This window comes from Xanthomonas sp. NCPPB 3582, assembly GCF_041475735.2.
GTDB classification, from domain to species: domain Bacteria; phylum Pseudomonadota; class Gammaproteobacteria; order Xanthomonadales; family Xanthomonadaceae; genus Xanthomonas; species Xanthomonas codiaei.
Window position 1 is genome coordinate 2,354,197 of the sequence record NZ_CM192968.1, and the last position, 17,059, is coordinate 2,371,255.

Annotated in this window: 16 protein-coding genes; 13 read left to right on the forward strand and 3 right to left on the reverse strand. The window is 64.4% G+C overall.

Going from position 1 to position 17,059, the window contains the following annotated elements:
- Positions 1 to 172: 172 nt before the first annotated feature.
- Together ACCQ05_RS09980 and ykgO are read right to left on the reverse strand one after the other, a co-directional pair.
- Positions 173 to 502: a hypothetical protein gene (locus ACCQ05_RS09980; protein WP_228963058.1), complete on the reverse strand. Its 330-nt coding sequence runs from the start codon at positions 500 to 502 to the stop codon at positions 173 to 175.
- A gap of 221 nt (positions 503 to 723) precedes the next feature.
- Positions 724 to 849 carry a type B 50S ribosomal protein L36 gene (ykgO, locus tag ACCQ05_RS09985; protein ID WP_005913193.1) on the reverse strand — a complete coding sequence of 42 codons (126 nt, stop codon included), beginning with the start codon at positions 847 to 849 and terminating at the stop codon, positions 724 to 726.
- 174 nt (positions 850 to 1,023) lie between these two features.
- Between ykgO and cmk the strand changes: the two genes are divergently transcribed.
- The 9 genes from cmk (at position 1,024) to ACCQ05_RS10030 (ending at position 11,596) form a co-directional block, all read left to right on the forward strand.
- Positions 1,024 to 1,707 (forward strand): (d)CMP kinase, encoded by a 684-nt coding sequence (gene cmk, locus ACCQ05_RS09990; RefSeq protein WP_064510729.1) that lies wholly within the window; start codon positions 1,024 to 1,026, stop codon positions 1,705 to 1,707.
- Between the two features lie 182 nt (positions 1,708 to 1,889).
- Positions 1,890 to 3,575, forward strand: coding sequence for a 30S ribosomal protein S1 (gene rpsA, locus ACCQ05_RS09995; protein WP_104544102.1), 1,686 nt, complete (start codon positions 1,890 to 1,892; stop codon positions 3,573 to 3,575).
- An 87-nt stretch (positions 3,576 to 3,662) separates the two neighbouring features.
- Positions 3,663 to 3,974: an integration host factor subunit beta gene (locus ACCQ05_RS10000; protein WP_228963057.1), complete on the forward strand. Its 312-nt coding sequence runs from the start codon at positions 3,663 to 3,665 to the stop codon at positions 3,972 to 3,974.
- Positions 3,975 to 4,041: 67 nt separating this feature from the next.
- Entirely contained in the window at positions 4,042 to 4,347 is a 306-nt protein-coding gene (locus tag ACCQ05_RS10005; RefSeq protein WP_104544104.1) for a lipopolysaccharide assembly protein LapA domain-containing protein, read from the forward strand.
- Between the two features lie 6 nt (positions 4,348 to 4,353).
- Positions 4,354 to 5,532 carry a lipopolysaccharide assembly protein LapB gene (gene lapB / locus ACCQ05_RS10010; protein WP_064510731.1) on the forward strand — a complete coding sequence of 393 codons (1,179 nt, stop codon included), beginning with the start codon at positions 4,354 to 4,356 and terminating at the stop codon, positions 5,530 to 5,532.
- Between the two features lie 263 nt (positions 5,533 to 5,795).
- Positions 5,796 to 6,773 carry an MraY family glycosyltransferase gene (locus ACCQ05_RS10015; protein ID WP_228963062.1) on the forward strand — a complete coding sequence of 326 codons (978 nt, stop codon included), beginning with the start codon at positions 5,796 to 5,798 and terminating at the stop codon, positions 6,771 to 6,773.
- Positions 6,774 to 6,782: 9 nt separating this feature from the next.
- Entirely contained in the window at positions 6,783 to 8,690 is a 1,908-nt protein-coding gene (locus ACCQ05_RS10020) for a polysaccharide biosynthesis protein (protein WP_228963056.1), read from the forward strand.
- Positions 8,690 to 9,583 carry a UTP--glucose-1-phosphate uridylyltransferase GalU gene (galU, locus tag ACCQ05_RS10025; protein ID WP_104544110.1) on the forward strand — a complete coding sequence of 298 codons (894 nt, stop codon included), beginning with the start codon at positions 8,690 to 8,692 and terminating at the stop codon, positions 9,581 to 9,583. The genes ACCQ05_RS10020 and galU overlap by 1 nt, the downstream gene beginning before the upstream one ends.
- Before the next feature lie 153 nt (positions 9,584 to 9,736).
- On the forward strand, positions 9,737 to 11,596 hold the full coding sequence (locus ACCQ05_RS10030; protein WP_372393669.1) for a monovalent cation:proton antiporter-2 (CPA2) family protein: 1,860 nt from the start codon (positions 9,737 to 9,739) through the stop codon (positions 11,594 to 11,596).
- Between the two features lie 245 nt (positions 11,597 to 11,841).
- On the opposite strand, the gene ACCQ05_RS10035 is transcribed toward ACCQ05_RS10030, so the two are convergent.
- Positions 11,842 to 12,174 (reverse strand): DUF1244 domain-containing protein, encoded by a 333-nt coding sequence (locus ACCQ05_RS10035; RefSeq protein WP_372393670.1) that lies wholly within the window; start codon positions 12,172 to 12,174, stop codon positions 11,842 to 11,844.
- Between the two features lie 49 nt (positions 12,175 to 12,223).
- Between ACCQ05_RS10035 and folD the strand changes: the two genes are divergently transcribed.
- The 4 genes from folD to ACCQ05_RS10055 all read left to right on the forward strand — a co-directional run bounded on the left by folD (position 12,224) and on the right by ACCQ05_RS10055 (position 17,026).
- On the forward strand, positions 12,224 to 13,135 hold the full coding sequence (folD, locus tag ACCQ05_RS10040; RefSeq protein ID WP_372393671.1) for a bifunctional methylenetetrahydrofolate dehydrogenase/methenyltetrahydrofolate cyclohydrolase FolD: 912 nt from the start codon (positions 12,224 to 12,226) through the stop codon (positions 13,133 to 13,135).
- Between the two features lie 173 nt (positions 13,136 to 13,308).
- Entirely contained in the window at positions 13,309 to 14,766 is a 1,458-nt protein-coding gene (gene guaB / locus ACCQ05_RS10045) for an IMP dehydrogenase (protein ID WP_104544118.1), read from the forward strand.
- A 126-nt stretch (positions 14,767 to 14,892) separates the two neighbouring features.
- Positions 14,893 to 16,458, forward strand: coding sequence for a glutamine-hydrolyzing GMP synthase (gene guaA, locus ACCQ05_RS10050; protein ID WP_104544120.1), 1,566 nt, complete (start codon positions 14,893 to 14,895; stop codon positions 16,456 to 16,458).
- A 55-nt stretch (positions 16,459 to 16,513) separates the two neighbouring features.
- On the forward strand, positions 16,514 to 17,026 hold the full coding sequence (locus ACCQ05_RS10055; RefSeq protein ID WP_372393672.1) for a hypothetical protein: 513 nt from the start codon (positions 16,514 to 16,516) through the stop codon (positions 17,024 to 17,026).
- The last annotated feature ends 33 nt before the right edge of the window (positions 17,027 to 17,059 follow it).

A 17,059-nucleotide genomic window follows, 5' to 3' on the forward strand; every position in this document is an offset into this window, starting at 1 on the left:
GTGTGCAGGCTCTTGCGATCCTGACGCACACGCATGCGTCAGGCCTTGGTGCAGCGTCGCAGCGACACATATCCGGTTGCTGACGGCGGAGGCAGGCCGACATCCGGGACGGTCGTGCCAGCGGTGCGGCGTGCAGAGGCCTGCACGCACTGGCGACCGAGCATGGCGGCGCTTACTTGATCGGCGGTTTCGGCCCGATCTCGTTGGCGTCGGCCTGGTTGGCCACCACATCGATCACCTTGCTCTTCTCGAAGTACACGGTGAACGCGGGGTAGACCCAGCGATGGATCGTCGGCCACTGGCGCTTCTGGCCACCACGCGGATCGAGCTTTTGCTGTGGCGCGCCGTAGCGGCTCTCCACCTGACTCATGCTGTCGCCACGCAAGGGCAGGGCGGCGGCAGGTTTCTGCTGTGCACGATCGATCAGCAGCGTGTCGGCCGAAGCGACCGCACTGATCCCCATCAGCGCGATTGTCAGCATCACAAACAAACGGTTGCGCATGTCATCTACTCCCCAGTGGACAATGTTCAGATGATGATTACAGCAAAAAACCACGACAGGCGTTGCTGCCGGTCGCGCCGCGCCTGCTGGTGCAGGCCGACGTCAGGGCGGGCGACCATGCCTTCACGGTCCGGTCGGCTGCCTGGCCGGCAGTCGCGCGTCGACCAAGAAAAAACCGCCCGGAGGGCGGCTTTCTCGGGTCGTGCACGCGCCGCAACGGCTTAGCGCTGACGCGCCTTGAAACGCGGGTTCGACTTGCAGATCACGAAGACCTTGCCGCGGCGGCGGACCACCTTGCAGTCGCGGTGACGGGTCTTCGCAGACTTCAGGGAGGACAGGACTTTCATGGCACACCTCGGTGTAAACGGTTGGGTTCGATGGGAAGAGTGCCCACGGTTCGAGGGTGCACTCGCAATGAAGCCGGCGATTCTAACCGGCTTTTCGTCGTGCTTTCAAGTGGTTGCAGCGCAATGGCGGCGGGCGGCGTTACACTAGCGGCTGATGCCCTTCCGGAAACCTGAATGACCGACCTGTCCCCCGTCCTCACCATCGATGGTCCCTCCGGTGCCGGCAAGGGTACTGTCAGCCGGATCGTCGCCGCCCGCCTGGGCTGGCATTACCTGGACTCGGGGGCACTCTATCGTGCGGTGGGCGTGGCGGCGAGCTGGGCCGATCTGGACGTATCCGACCCGGCGGCACTGGTGCGTTGCACCTTCGATACGCGGGTCGAGTTCGATGATGCGGGCGAGGCGGGGTTGCGGGTGCTGGTCAACGGTGTCGATGCCACCAGCGAATTGCGCTTGGAAACCACCGGTGCATTGGCCTCGGCGATTGCCGCCATTCCCGAGGTGCGCAGTGCCCTGAAGGAGCGCCAGCGCGCATTCAGGCGCGCGCCCGGACTGGTTGCCGACGGTCGCGACATGGGGACGGTGATCTTCCCCGATGCCGCATTCAAGGTCTTCCTGACCGCCAGTGCCGAGGAACGTGCGGGCCGTCGCCATAAACAGTTGATGGAAAAGGGTGTTTCGGTTATCTTTGACGACCTGCTGCGCGAGATCATGGCCCGAGATGCCAGAGATGCGCAGCGGGTTGTGGCGCCATTGCGGCCGGCCGAAGACGCCGTGCTGATCGATACCAGCGGAATCGGGATCGAGGATGTCGTCCAGCGTGTGGTCGGGGTGTTGTCCTCCCGCACGCCGTCGTAAGCGTTCCGCAAGCGGGCTAGTCCCGCCGACCGTAAGGCGTTCCAAAGCTCCGTTGCGCATCCCGCGCGGCGGTTCTACTACTTCCAATCCGACTCGTTGTTGGGGTCGACCAACAGGCTGGGCGGTCCGTCTCTGTCGCAATCCGACGATCGGCGCCCGTGTGTTCAACTGAGTAAATCCAAATGACAGAATCTTTTGCTGAACTGTTCGAAGCCAGTCAAGCCAATCTGGCGAAGCTGAAGCCGGGCTCCATCGTCACCGGTACCGTCGTGGAAGTGCGCGGCGACGTGGTGGTGATCAACGCTGGCCTGAAGTCCGAAGGCATCGTGCCGATCGAGCAGTTCCGTAACGACGCTGGCGAGATCGATGTGGGCGTGGGCGACCAGGTCAAGGTTGCGCTGGACTCCATCGAAAACGGCTTCGGCGAGACCGTGTTGTCGCGCGAGAAGGCCAAGCGCGCGATGGTGTGGGATGAGCTCGAAGAAGCGTTGGAAAAGAACGAAACCATCACCGGCCGCATCAGCGGCAAGGTCAAGGGTGGTTTCACCGTGGACATCAAGGATGTCCGCGCGTTCCTGCCTGGTTCGCTGGTGGATGTGCGCCCGGTGCGCGACCCGGCCTACCTGGAAGGCAAGGAACTCGAGTTCAAGCTGATCAAGCTGGACCGCAAGCGCAACAACGTGGTCGTGTCGCGTCGTGCAGTGGTCGAGAGCGAGCACTCGGAAGAGCGCGAGCAGCTGATGGACAAGCTGCAGGAAGGCGCGATCCTGAAGGGTGTCGTCAAGAACCTGACCGACTACGGCGCATTCGTGGACCTGGGCGGTATCGACGGCCTGCTGCACATCACCGACATGGCCTGGAAGCGCGTGCGCCATCCGTCCGAAGTGGTCAACGTCGGCGACGAGCTGGACGTGCGCGTGCTGAAGTTCGATCGCGAGCGTAACCGCGTCAGCCTCGGCCTGAAGCAGCTGGGCGAGGATCCGTGGGACAACATCGCCCGCCGTTACCCGGCCAACAGCCGCGTGTTCGGCAAGGTCTCCAACGTCACCGATTACGGTGCGTTCGTCGAGATCGAGCCGGGCGTCGAAGGTCTGGTGCACGTCTCCGAGATGGACTGGACCAACAAGAACGTCAACCCGTCCAAGGTCGTGCAGGTCGGTGACGAAGTCGAAGTGATGGTGCTGGACGTCGACGAAGAGCGTCGCCGCATCTCGCTGGGCATGAAGCAGGTTGCCGCCAATCCGTGGGAAACCTTCGCTGCGACCCACAAGAAGAACGACAAGGTGTCCGGTCAGATCAAGTCGATCACCGACTTCGGCATCTTCATCGGTCTGGACGGCGGCATCGATGGCCTGGTCCACCTGTCCGACATCAGCTGGAACACCACCGGCGAAGACGTCGTGCGCAACTACAAGAAGGGCGACACGCTGGAAGCCGTCGTTCTGGCCGTGGACCCGGAGCGCGAGCGCATCAGCCTGGGCGTCAAGCAGCTGGAGCAGGATCCGTTCGGTCAGTACATGGCGTCCAACCCGAAGGGTTCGAAGGTCGAAGGCACGGTGCGTGAAGTGGATGCCAAGGGCGCCACGATCGACCTGGCCGATGGCATCGAAGGCTACGTGGCTGCACGCGACATCGCCAACGAGCGCGTCGACGATGCGACCCAGCACCTGAAGGTCGGCGACAAGATCGAAGCCAAGTTCGTGGGCATGGACCGCAAGGGCCGCACCCTGCAGCTGTCGATCAAGGCCAAGGACGATGCCGAAATGCGCGAAACGCTGGAGGAATACCAGTCCTCCGCTGCGTCGGGCGGCATGACTCAGCTGGGTGCGCTGCTGCGCGCGCAGTTGAACAACAACAAGTCCGAGTAAGCGCTAGCGCTCTTGCGAGCGTGATGGAACGGCCCGGGCTTGCCCGGGCCGATTCCGATGTGTCAGTCGAAAAAAGCAAGTCTTCCCATGACCAAGTCCGAATTGATTGAAATCCTGGCGCGACGCCAAGCGCATCTGAAGTCGGACGATGTGGATCTGGCAGTCAAGTCGCTGCTGGAGATGATGGGGCATGCGCTGTCCGATGGTGACCGGATCGAAATCCGCGGGTTCGGCAGCTTCTCGCTGCATTACCGCCCGCCACGTCTGGGGCGTAATCCCAAGACCGGCGAATCGGTCGCGTTGCCGGGCAAGCATGTTCCGCACTTCAAGCCAGGCAAGGAATTGCGCGAGCGGGTCAGTTCCGTGGTGCCGGTCGATCTGGCCGATGCGGCAGACTGACGGCAGTTCCACCGCTGCGTTTATGTCGGCTCGGTTAAGCTAGGCCCCTTCCCGACGGAGTCTCGCGATGAAGGTGTTTCGCTTGCTGGTGATGTTGGCATTCCTGTTGGTCGGCCTGATCATCGGTGCGGTCAATTCCCAGGACGTCACGCTCGATTTCCTGTTTTCCAGCGTGCATACGACCTCCGGGGTCGCGATCATCGTCGCGCTGCTGGTCGGTGTGTTGATCGGTGCGGGCATGGTGCTGGTCAGCGTGGTCATTCCCCTCTATTCCAAGCTGCGTCAGGCAAACAAGGCTGTCGCGGTCAGTCGTGCCGACGCCAGGCCTGTTGCGCCTGCTGCCGTCGAGCCGCGCCCTCTCGATGGACTCTAAGTACGTATGGACTTCCTGACCGAGTGGTTCTGGTTTTTCCTGTTCCTGCCGCTGGCGGCGCTGAGTGGCTGGATCGTCGGTCGACGCGGTGGCCAGCGTCATGGCGATACCCAGGTCAGCCGTCTGTCCAGCACGTATTTTCGCGGCTTGAACTATCTGCTCAACGAGCAGCCGGACAAAGCGATCGAGCTGTTCCTGCACATCGCCGAGCTGGACAAGGAAACCTTCGAGACGCAGGTTGCGCTGGGTCATCTGTTCCGCCGCCGCGGCGAGGTCGACCGCGCCATCCGTCTGCATCAGGGGCTGGTGCAGCGCGGCGACCTGACCGACCAACAGCGCGTCCAGGCCTTGCTTGCCTTGGGCGAGGACTATATGAAATCCGGTCTGCTGGACCGCGCCGAAACGGTGTTCACCGAACTGGCGCAGCTCGATCAGCGTGCGCCACAGGCGCTGCGCCATCTGATCGGTATCTACCAGGCCGAACGCGACTGGGAAAAGGCGATCGACAACGCCACCCGCTACGAAGAAGTCACTGGCGAGCCGATGGGCAAGCTGATTTCCCAGTTCGAATGCGAACTGGCAGACCGTTACCGCGGACTGGGCAAGGCCGATGAGGCCCTGCAGGCGATCGCGCGCGCCTACCAGGCCGACGGCACTTCCGTGCGGGCCGGTATCCTGGAGGGGCGCATCGAGGCCGAGCGCGGCCACGACGAAGCGGCGGTGCGTGCGTTCGAGCGCGCGGCGCGGCACGACCCGGAATATCTGCCGGAGATCATTCCGGCGTTGATGGCGGCGTATCGCCGGGTGGGCGACATCGCCGGCGCGCGCAACTTCCTGTCCGAGATGACCGAGCATTATCGCGGCATCGCGCCGGTGCTGGCACTGACCCAGCTGATGGAAGCGCAGGACGGCGTGGCGCCTGCATTGGCCTACCTCGGTCGCCAGCTCAAGGATCGTCCATCGGTGCGTGGCGAATCCGCGCTGATCGACCTGACCCTGGCCGAAGGCAGCGATCCGGTCGGAACCCTGCAGGATCTCAAGCACATCACCGACCAGTTGCTGGTGCGCAACCCCAGCTATCGCTGCACGCGCTGCGGTTTCGGTGCCAAGACGCACCATTGGCAATGCCCGAGCTGCAAGGAATGGGGCACGGTCAAGCCGCTGTTGAACTACGCGGTGGTCTAGGACGTGTCGCAGCTTTCCGGACATTGCGCGTGGCATCTCGCCGGCGTTGAGCCAAGCCGTCGCCGTCGTCGGCGATGGAGCCAGGCAACTGCTGCTCCAGCGGCCCGGTGGGTGGCATCGTTGCTGGACCCCGGCATTGGGCGGCGAGGTCAAGGCAGTGCTGGCATCGCCGTGCACGCTGGCATGACGTCGTCTCCTGCGATTCTGCCCGCTGCGATTGCTTCTATGCATGGCGCCAGCGGCTTGGAGCGCAGGGCGCGGTGATGCCCTCTCTCTGGCTGTGGTGCGCATTGCACCTGACGATTGCGGCGCTTGGAACGTGGCTGCTGCGACGCTACGCACTGCATCGCCGTCTGCTCGACCAGCCGGGCGAGCGACGAAACCATTCGGTCGCCACTCCACGCGGCGGCGGCATGGCCATCGTTGCGGCGATCCTTTCGGGGTGCGTGGTCGCCGGCATGCTCTGGCCGGCGTCACGCCTGCCAGTGGGCTGGTTCGCCGCCGGGCTGATCCTGGTCGCCGGGGTCGGTTGGTGGGACGACCATCGGCCGTTGTCGGCCAGGCTGCGCTTTTCAATTCACCTGGTCGCATCGGCCTCGCTTGGATGGCTGGTCACGCATTACACCGGCAGTGTCGTGGACGGCATTCTCAGCGCGGCCGCCTGCGTGGTGCTGATCAACGTCTGGAACTTCATGGACGGCATCAACGGCTTGGCGGCAAGTCAGGCCGCCTTGGCCGCACTGGCATTCGCCGCGGTGGTTCCCGCGGCCTGGTCGCTGGTTGGGGTGGCAGTGGCCGCGGCATGCATGGGATTTCTCCCGTTCAACTTCCCGCGCGCACGCATCTTCCTTGGCGATGGGGGCAGCGGTGCACTGGGCTATGTGCTGGCCGCCTTGCTTGCGCTGAGCGTGGCAGCAGGGCAAGTCGGCTGGTGGATCGGCTGGATCCCCCTGACGGCCTTTCTTGTAGACGCCGGCTTCACGCTATTGTCTCGCATGCTCACCGGGCAACGCTGGTGGGAGCCGCACTCCCAGCATGTCTATCAGCGTCTGGCGCGCCGGCTTGCGAATCACGTTCCGGTGACTGGCGTTTACTTCGCTTTCAGCGTCACTGCCATTTGCTTGTATGTGTTACTTCGTCATGATGGGGCTTGGCTGCAGGTCACCGGGGCAGTTGTCTGGGGCCTGGGCGTTGCCGCCAGTTGGTATTTTCTGCGCGCCGGATTGCGCGATTACGAATAATGGATTTTTATGATTTCCTGGCGTGACCGTTTTACCAAGGCGCTGCCGCAGACGGCAGTGGTGGTACATGACCTGCTGATGGTCTGGGTGTGCTGGCAGCTGCTGCATGCCGGCCGCTACTCGATGTTGCGCGACGCGCCGGAGCTCCCGCTGTGGGATTGGCGCACCGCCGTGGTCCTGGTGGCCCAGGGTCTGGTGTTCTGGAAGATGGGGCTGTACCGGGGGCTGTGGCGTTTCGCCTCCGTGCCCGATCTGTGGAATATCTTCAAGTCGAGCTTCCTTGGCCTGGTCGCGATCGTGCTTGCACTGGCGTACGACCGCCTGGATGGCGTGCCGTTGTCGGTTCTGGTGGTCTATCCATTTGCCCTGTCGGCGCTGCTCGGCACCCCGCGCCTGTTGTACCGCGCCTGGAAGGACTACCAGATCGCGCACTCCGGCGATGCCGCCCAGCGCGTACTTATTCTGGGTGCCGGCCGCGCTGCCGAGGGTCTGGTTCGTGACCTGCGCCGTACCGGCGCATTCGTGCCGGTGGGCTTCCTGGACGACGCGAACAACCTGCATGGCGCAAAGATCCAGGGCATCAATGTCCTGGGTAACCTGGACCAGGCCGCTTCGATCGCCAAGGAAACCGCCGCCAAGCTGCTGGTGATCGCCATTCCCTCCCTGGATGCATCCGGCATGCAGCGGGTGGTGGCGATCTGCGAAAGCACGGGCCTGCCGTTCCGGATGGTGCCCAAGCTGATCAACGTGCTGGAAGGTCGCTCGCTGCCCGGCGAATTGAAGGAGGTCGCCATCGAGGACCTGCTCAATCGCAGGCCGGTCACGCCGGACTGGCGCCTGATCCGCGACTGGCTGACCAACAAGACCGTCATGGTGACCGGTGCTGGTGGTTCGATCGGTTCGGAAGTCTGCCGTCAGTGTGCCCGACATGGTGCACGCCGGATCGTGCTGCTGGAGATCGACGAACTGGCGCTGCTGACCATCGATTCGGATCTGCGCCGGTTGTTTCCCGATATCGAAGTGGTGCGCGTGCTCGGCGACTGCGGCGATCCGGCAGTGGTGGCGCATGCGCTCAACACCGCGACCCCGGACGCGGTCTTCCATGCCGCCGCCTACAAACAGGTGCCGCTACTGGAAGAGCAGTTGCGCGAGGCGGTGCGCAATAACGTGCTGGCCACCGAGAACGTGGCGCGTGCCTGCCAGCGGGCGCGCATCGAAACCTTTGTCTTCATTTCCACCGACAAGGCGGTCGAGCCCGTCAACGTGCTGGGCGCCAGCAAGCGCTACGCGGAAATGATCTGCCAGAGCCTGGACGCACGCGATGCGCCGACGCGCTTCATCACGGTGCGCTTTGGCAACGTGCTGGATTCGGCCGGCAGCGTGGTGCCGTTGTTCCGCGAGCAGATCCGCCAGGGTGGTCCGGTCACGGTGACGCATCCGGACGTGACGCGCTACTTCATGACCATTCCCGAAGCCTGCCAGTTGGTGATCCAGGCAGCGGCCTCCGCCTCGCATGGCGCGATCTACACGCTGGACATGGGCGAGCCGGTGCCGATCCGGCTGCTGGCCGAGCAGATGATCCGCCTGGCCGGAAAGCAGCCTGGCAAGGACGTGGCCATCCTCTATACCGGCCTGCGACCGGGCGAAAAGCTGCATGAGACGCTGTTCTATTCCGACGAGGACTATCGGCCCACCGCGCATCCCAAGATCCTGGAAGCGGGCGTGCGCGAGTTCTCGCACGAGCAGGTCCTGCAGCTGGTGACGCGGCTGCGCGAAGCGGTTAACCGTTATGACATCAAGGCGATGGAGACTGTGCTGGGCAGCCTGATGCCGGATTTCGCGGCTGCTCGACGGAAAGTCGACGCGCGATCTGATACGGTCGTGCCATTCCCCGCACGTGAGGTCAGAAGACTGTAATGAGTCAGCGCATTCGCAAGGCCGTATTCCCCGTCGCAGGTCTTGGGACCCGCTTTCTTCCGGCCACCAAGACGGTGCCGAAGGAAATGCTGCCAATCATCGACAAACCATTGATCCAATACGCTGTCGACGAGGCCATCCAGGCCGGCTGCGATACGCTGATCTTCGTTACCAACCGCTACAAGCACTCCATTGCCGATTACTTCGACAAGGCCTACGAGCTGGAGCAGAAGCTCGAGCGCGCCGGCAAGCTGGAGCAGCTGGAACTGGTCCGTCATGCATTGCCGGACGGTGTGCGTGCCATTTTCGTGACGCAGGCCGAGGCGCTGGGTCTGGGCCATGCCGTGCTGTGTGCCAAGGCGGTGGTCGGTGACGAGCCGTTCGCCGTGCTGCTGCCCGACGATCTGATGTGGAACCGTGGCGACGCCGCGCTGACCCAGATGGCCGATGTGGCAGAAGCCTCCGGTGGCAGCGTGATTGCCGTGGAAGATGTGCCCCGCGACAAGACGGCCAGCTACGGCATCGTTTCCACCGACGCGTTCGATGGCCGCAAGGGGCGCATCAATGCCATCGTCGAAAAGCCCAAGCCGGAAGTGGCGCCGAGCAATCTGGCGGTAGTCGGCCGCTACGTGCTCAGCCCGAAGATCTTCGAGTTGCTGGAGTCCACCGGTGCCGGCGCGGGGGGCGAAATCCAGCTGACCGACGCGATTGCCGAGCTGCTGAAGCAGGAGCAGGTCGATGCCTTCCGTTTCGAAGGCCGGCGCTTCGACTGTGGCGCGCATATCGGCCTGATCGAGGCGACCGTGCACTTCGCGCTCGAGCACGAGAAGCATGGCGGCCCGGCCAAGGAAATCATTCGCGAAGCATTGGCCAAGGCCGACGCGCGCGCTTGATCGCTTCATGATCGTGGTATCGCGAACGACGCCTTTTGGCGTCGTTCGTCGTTTTGGGGCTTGATCGGGCAGGGCAGCCCTCTGCGCAGAACCGCTGCAATCAAAGCAAGCAGATGCAGGGCGATGGCGCAGTGGTGTCGTTAGAATCCAGGCATGAGCCAGACCTCGCACTCCAGTGACCTGATCAACGTGGTGGCCTTGCTGGGCGCGGCGGTGGTTGCCATCCCATTGTTCCGACGGCTGGGCCTGGGCTCGGTGCTCGGTTACCTGGCAGCGGGCCTGGCGATCGGCCCCTTCGGGCTGGGCCTGTTCGACGACCCGCAGGCGATCCTGCACGTGGCCGAGCTGGGCGTGGTGATGTTCCTGTTCGTGATCGGGCTGGAGATGCGGCCCTCGCATCTATGGAGCCTGCGCAAGGAAATCTTCGGGCTCGGCACCTTGCAGATCTGCGTCTGTGCGCTGGTACTGACCGGCATTGGCATCGTCGGGCTCGGGTTTGCGCCTGCAGTGGCCTTCGTGGCCGCGTCCGGGTTCGTGCTGACCTCCACCGCCGTGGTGATGCAGCTACTTGCCGAGCGCGGCGATGTCGCCTTGCCGCCCGGGCAGAAGATCGTGGCGATCCTGCTGTTCGAGGATCTGCTGATCGTACCGCTGCTGGCCATCGTCGCCTGGATGGGCACCAGCGGCGATCCGCAGGTGGCGTCGCAGCGCTGGCATGACATCGGCATCGGCCTGGCCTGCATCGTTGGACTGCTGGTGGCCGGGCGTTGGCTGCTCAATCCGTTGTTTCGTATCCTGGCCGCATCCAAGGCGCGCGAGGTGATGACGGCTGCGGCATTGCTGGTGGTGCTGGGCGCGGCATTGCTGATGCAGGTGGGCGGATTGTCGATGGCGATGGGTGCGTTCCTGGCCGGCGTGCTGCTGTCCGAATCCACGTTCCGGCATCAGATCGAAGCGGATATCGAGCCGTTTCGCGGCATCCTGCTGGGGCTGTTTTTCCTGGGCGTTGGCATGAGCCTGGACCTGCGGGTGGTCGTGGCCGATTGGCGGCTGATCGTCACCGGCGTGGTGGCGCTGATGCTAGGAAAGGCCGCGTGCATCTACCTGGTGGCGCGCTTGATGCGTAGCGATCACCGCCAGGCGCTGGATCGCGGCGTGTTGATGGCGCAGGGCGGCGAGTTCGCCTTTGTGCTGTTCGCCGCGGCCGCCGCCTCCGGCGTGATCGACGCGCAGGTCAATGCCAGCCTCACCGCGATCGTGGTGCTGTCGATGGCGCTGACGCCGCTGTTCGTGCTGCTGCAGCGGCGCCTGACACCACCGGCCGAGGTGTCGCTGGATGGGGTGGAAGCGGCCAGCGGGCAGACCGGCAGCGTGCTGATCATCGGCTTCGGCCGCTTCGGACAGGTGGCCAGCCAATCGCTGCTCTCGCGCGACGTGGATGTGACCATCATCGACAACGACATCGAGATGATCCGCAGCGCCGAAGAATTCGGCTTCAAGATCTACTACGGCGACGGCACCCGGCTGGATGTGCTGCATGCCTCCGGCGCGCATAGCGCGCGGGCGATTGCGGTCTGCATCGACAATCGCGAGGCGGCCAACCGCATCGTCGAGCTGGCCACGCGCGAGTTTCCGCATGCGCGCCTGCTGGTGCGTTCGTTCGACCGCGAGCATTCGCTGCAGCTGATCGCCGCCGGCGTGGATTACCAGATTCGCGAGACCTTCGAGTCCGCGGTGCTCTTCGGCCAAGCCGCGCTGGTCGAACTGGGTGTGGATGAGGACGAGGCCGACATGATCGCGCGCGAGATCCGTCGCCGCGACGCCGAGCGCCTGGACCTGGAGATCGCGGCCGGGAGCGTGCGTGCCGGGACGGGGCTGATGTACGGCAATATCACGCCGACGGTGCCCAAGCCCACGCCGTTTACTCCGCCGCGTCGCGAGAGCCGCTCGCTCAACCGCGATGCGTTGCCGCAGGCCAGTGAAGAGACTGCGGCAGAGACCAGGAGCGACTGACAACACGTCGCAATCGTCAAGTGGGTATGGTGGGGGCTGCGCAGGAACCGACATGCGTTGCTTGCAACCATGTGCACCAACCATCTCGATTGGCTCTTGTCCGCCTACCGGCGCAGGACCTTATGCGGCATGGATGCCGCATAAGAGCCTCCATGGATGGATTCACGGCGTGTCCCGTGCCGGTAGGCGGGCAAGAGCCCTGCAGCCAGCCCGCAGACACGCCAGCCGCGCGTCCTGTCCAACGATCAGCCGTGTTTTTGCTGGGCCGCAGCGAAGGCTTCGAGTTGTTCGGGAGTGGCGTCTTTCTGATGCTGCTGCTTCCACTGTGCGAACGGCATGCCATAGACCGCCTCGCGCGCCTGTTCCTTGCTCATCGGTTGCCCCTGCGCTTGGGCTGCTTCGCGGTACCAGTCGCCCAGGCAGTTGCGGCAGAAGCCGGCCAGGATCATCAGGTCGATGTTCTGCACATCGGTGCGGTCCTGATTGAGATGCTGCAGCAGCCGACGGAATGCCGCCGCTTCGATGGCGGTGGTGGTCGCATCGCTGTTGGATGTCGTGATGGAAGTGGTGTCGGTCATGGCGGAATCGGGGACAATAGACGGCCTTCGACTCTACACCTGACGCCCCATGACCGCTTCCGCGCCAGCTGCCTCCGCTCCGGCCCGCCTTCTCGATGGACGGCGTATTGCCGAGGAGTTGCTCGACGGATTGAAGTTGCGGGTGGATGCGCGGATCGCGGCAGGCAAGAGCCGGCCCGGGTTGGCGGTGGTGCTGGTGGGTGGCGACCCCGCCTCGTCGGTGTATGTGCGCAACAAGCGCCGCGCGGCCGAAAAGGTCGGCATCGAAGCCTTCGATTACGATCTGCCACAGGGCACCAGCGAAGCGGAGCTGGCGGCATTGATCGACGAGCTCAACGCCGATCCCAAGATCCACGGCATCCTGATCCAGCTACCGCTGCCGGGTATCCCCGATGCCAACCGGCTGATCCAGCGCATCGACCCCCGCAAGGATGTGGATGGCTTCCATCCGCAGAACGTGGGCCATCTGGCGCTGCGCGAATTCGGCCTGCGCCCGTGTACGCCGCGCGGCATCGTGACCCTGCTGGGCCACACCGACCAGCCGGTGCGCGGCCGCAATGCCACCATCGTCGGCGTGAGCAACCACGTGGGTCGGCCAATGGGCCTGGAACTGCTGATCGCCGGTTGCACGGTGACCAGCTGCCACAAGTTCACCCCGGCCGATGTGCTGGAGGCGAGCGTGCGCAATGCCGACATCCTGGTGGTGGCGGTGGGCCGGCCGGGCCTGATTCCGGGTGAATGGGTCAAGCCGGGCGCGGTGGTGATCGATGTCGGCATCAACCGGCTCGAGGACGGGCGCCTGGTTGGCGATGTCGGCTTCGATGCCGCCGTGCAGCGCGCTGCCTGGATTACGCCGGTGCCGGGCGGGGTGGGGCCGATGACCGTGGCCACGCTGATGCAGAACACCATCGAGGCCGCTGATGCGGCCGGGAGTGGGGATTCGGGATTGGGGATTCGCTAAAGGCAAGGGCGAAGCGCATGCGTCGGCCGATCCGGATTGCGTCCGGGATCAGCCGGCCATCGGCAAACGGGTAGACCGTGTGGATGTGCGAGACGCGCCGTTGCGAATCCCGACTCCCCAATCCCGGCCCCAATGCGTTAAAATGTCGCGCTTCCCCACACTCGGGTCCGCCGATGCTACGCATCCAGGCTGAAGCTCTTACCTACGACGACGTTTCGCTCGTCCCCGCCCATTCGATCGTCCTGCCCAAGGATGTCAGCCTGGAAACCCGGCTGACTCGCGATCTGCGTCTGAAACTTCCGATTCTCTCGGCAGCGATGGACACGGTGACCGAGCACCGCCTGGCGGTGGCCATGGCCCAGCTGGGCGGGATCGGCATCATCCACAAGAACCTGACCCCGGCGCAGCAGGCGGCCGAAGTGGCCAAGGTCAAGAAGTTCGAATCCGGCGTGATCACCGAGCCGTTCACGGTCAGCCCGGACACGACCATCGGCGAAGTGATCGCACTGACGCGTGCACGCAACATCTCCGGCGTGCCGGTGGTGGATGGCAGCGAACTGGTCGGCATCGTGACCAGCCGCGACATGCGCTTCGAGAAGAAGCTCGACGATCCGGTCCGCCACATCATGACCAAAAAGGATCGCCTGATCACCGTGCGCGAAGGCGCCAGCGACGAGGAAGTGCTCGAGCTGCTGCACCGCAACCGCATCGAGAAGATCCTGGTGGTCAACGACAGCTTCGAGCTGCGCGGGCTGATCACGGTCAAGGACATCCAGAAGAAGACCGACAACCCCAACGCGGCAAAGGACAGCGCCACGCGGTTGCTGGTGGGTGCGGCCGTGGGCGTGGGCGGCGATACCGAGCAGCGCGTCGAACTGCTGGTCGCCGCCGGCGTGGATGTGGTCATCGTCGATACCGCGCACGGCCACTCGCAGGGCGTGATCGACCGTGTGGCCTGGGTCAAGAAGACCTATCCGCAGCTGCAGGTGATCGGTGGCAACATCGTCACCGGCGATGCGGCGCTGGCGTTGATGGATGCCGGCGCCGACGCGGTCAAGGTCGGCGTGGGTCCGGGCTCGATCTGCACCACGCGCGTGGTGGCAGGTGTCGGCGTGCCGCAGATCACCGCGGTGGACATGGTGGCCGAAGCGCTGCAGGACCGTATCCCGCTGATCGCCGACGGCGGCATCCGCTACTCGGGCGACATCGGCAAGGCCCTGGTGGCCGGCGCCTCGACGGTGATGGTCGGCGGCCTGCTGGCTGGCACCGAAGAAGCGCCCGGCGAAGTCGAACTGTTCCAGGGCCGCAGCTACAAGAGCTACCGCGGCATGGGCAGCCTGGGGGCAATGGAGAAGGGCTCCAAGGACCGCTATTTCCAGGATGCCTCCGATGCCGACAAGCTGGTGCCCGAAGGCATCGAAGGGCGCGTGCCGTACCGCGGCCCGGTCGGCGGCATCATCCATCAACTCATCGGTGGCCTGCGCGCGACCATGGGCTATGTGGGCTGCGCCACCATCGAAGACATGCGCACCAAGCCGAAGTTCGTCAAGATCACCGGCGCCGGCCAGCGCGAGAGCCACGTCCACGACGTGCAGATCACCAAAGAGCCGCCGAACTATCGCGCTGGGTAAACCAGCGCGCGGGAGTGGGGATTCGGCATTCGGGATTCGCAAGAGCCTACCGCGTCCTCATCCGGCAACGGTTGTGGCGCGTGTTCTTGCGAATCTCCAATCCCAACTCCCCAATCCCGGCCCTCAATGACCAGCATCCACAACGACAAGATCCTCATCCTCGATTTCGGCGCGCAGTACACGCAGCTGATTGCGCGGCGCATTCGCGAGCTGGGCGTGTATTGCGAGATCTGGGCCTGGGACCATGATCCGTCCGAGATCGCCGGCTTCGGTGCCAAGGGCATCATCCTGTCCGGTGGACCGGAATCGACCACGTTGCCGGGCGCGCCTGTCGCACCGCAGGAAGTGTTCGACAGCGGCTTGCCGGTCTTCGGCATCTGCTACGGCATGCAGACCCTGGCTGCGCAGCTGGGCGGGGCGACCGAAGCGGCCGACCAGCGCGAGTTCGGCCATGCCGAAGTGGACGTGGTGGCCGCCGATGCGTTGTTCTCCGGCCTGACCGATCACGCCGGCGCATCGCGCCTGAACGTGTGGATGAGCCATGGCGACCACGTATCCAAGGTGCCGCCGGGCTTCACGATTACCGCCGTGACCGACCGCATTCCGGTGGCGGCGATGTCCAACGAGGACAAGCGCTGGTACGGCGTGCAGTTCCACCCGGAAGTGACGCATACGCTGCAGGGCCAGACCTTGCTGCGCCGCTTCGTGGTCGATGTCTGCGGCTGCCAGACTCTGTGGACGGCGGCCAACATCATCGACGACCAGATCGCGCGCGTGCGTGCGCAGGTGGGCGAGGACGAGGTGATCCTGGGGCTGTCCGGCGGCGTGGATTCGTCGGTGGTCGCGGCGTTGCTGCACAAGGCGATCGGCGACAAGCTGACCTGCGTGTTCGTCGACACCGGCCTGCTGCGCTGGCAGGAAGGCGACCAGGTGATGGCGATGTTTGCCGAACACATGGGCGTCAAGGTGATCCGCGTCAATGCGGCCGACCGCTACTTCAAGGCGCTGGAAGGCGTCAGCGACCCGGAAGCCAAGCGCAAGATCATCGGCAACCTGTTCGTGGAGATCTTCGACGAAGAGTCCGGCAAGCTGGCCAACGCCAAATGGCTGGCGCAGGGCACCATCTACCCGGACGTGATCGAGTCGGCCGGCAGCAAGACCGGCAAGGCGCACGTGATCAAGAGCCACCACAACGTCGGTGGTTTGCCGGAGCACATGAAGCTGGGCCTGGTCGAGCCGCTGCGCGAACTGTTCAAGGACGAAGTGCGTCGCCTCGGTGTCGAACTCGGCCTGCCGCGCAGCATGGTCTACCGCCACCCGTTCCCCGGCCCGGGCCTGGGAGTGCGCATCCTGGGCGAGGTGAAGCGCGAGTACGCCGAGCTGCTGGCCAAGGCCGATGCGATCTTCATCGACGAACTGCGCAAGGCCGACCTGTACGACACCACCAGCCAGGCGTTCGCGGTGTTCCTGCCGGTGAAGTCGGTCGGCGTGGTCGGCGATGCACGCGCCTACGAGTGGGTGATCGCGCTGCGCGCGGTGGAGACCATCGACTTCATGACCGCGCACTGGGCGCACCTGCCGTACGACTTCCTCGGCACTGTGAGCAACCGCATCATCAACGAACTGCGCGGCGTCTCGCGCGTGGTCTACGACATCTCCGGCAAGCCGCCGGCGACGATCGAGTGGGAATGATTCGACGTTCGGCATCGGCTGGCGCCCGGTACCGCCAGCACACACCCGAGCCCGCGTGACTGCGGGCTTTTTTGTGATTTCGTCGGACACTGTCCGGCAATTTTCCGTATTGCCAAACACTGTCCTGTCCGTGGCGCAATTGCATGGCATCGACGGCGTCGATGTCATGCAATGCCTTGGATGCCGCATGGCCATCGATCAGGTGCTCATGGCACCTGGCAGTGCACAGCACGCATCCTGCTGCATGCGGCTGACAAGGCCGCCGGACCGGGTCGAGAAGTGCCTGGTGCATGGGCACAGAAGCGGCAGGGTCTTCTCGCACGCACCGGGTTACAGGAAACAACGCGCCGTCCTGCTGCAGGACGGGCCCAGCCTGATCGAGGAATGGGCAATGATGCGGCCGAAGGTGCTGGATCCTGTGCCTGCTACGTCGCCTTGTTTTTCTGCCTGCGATACGCTGCGCAGTGAAAGCGAGTCATGCAAAATCGCGCGGTCCATCGTTTTCTCTGCAAGCTCTCGCTCGACCTGCTCCACGCCGCATTCTTGCTTCGGCAGCTTGGTTGTGTGAGCGTCGGATACCTCGTTCTGCGAACGTCACAAC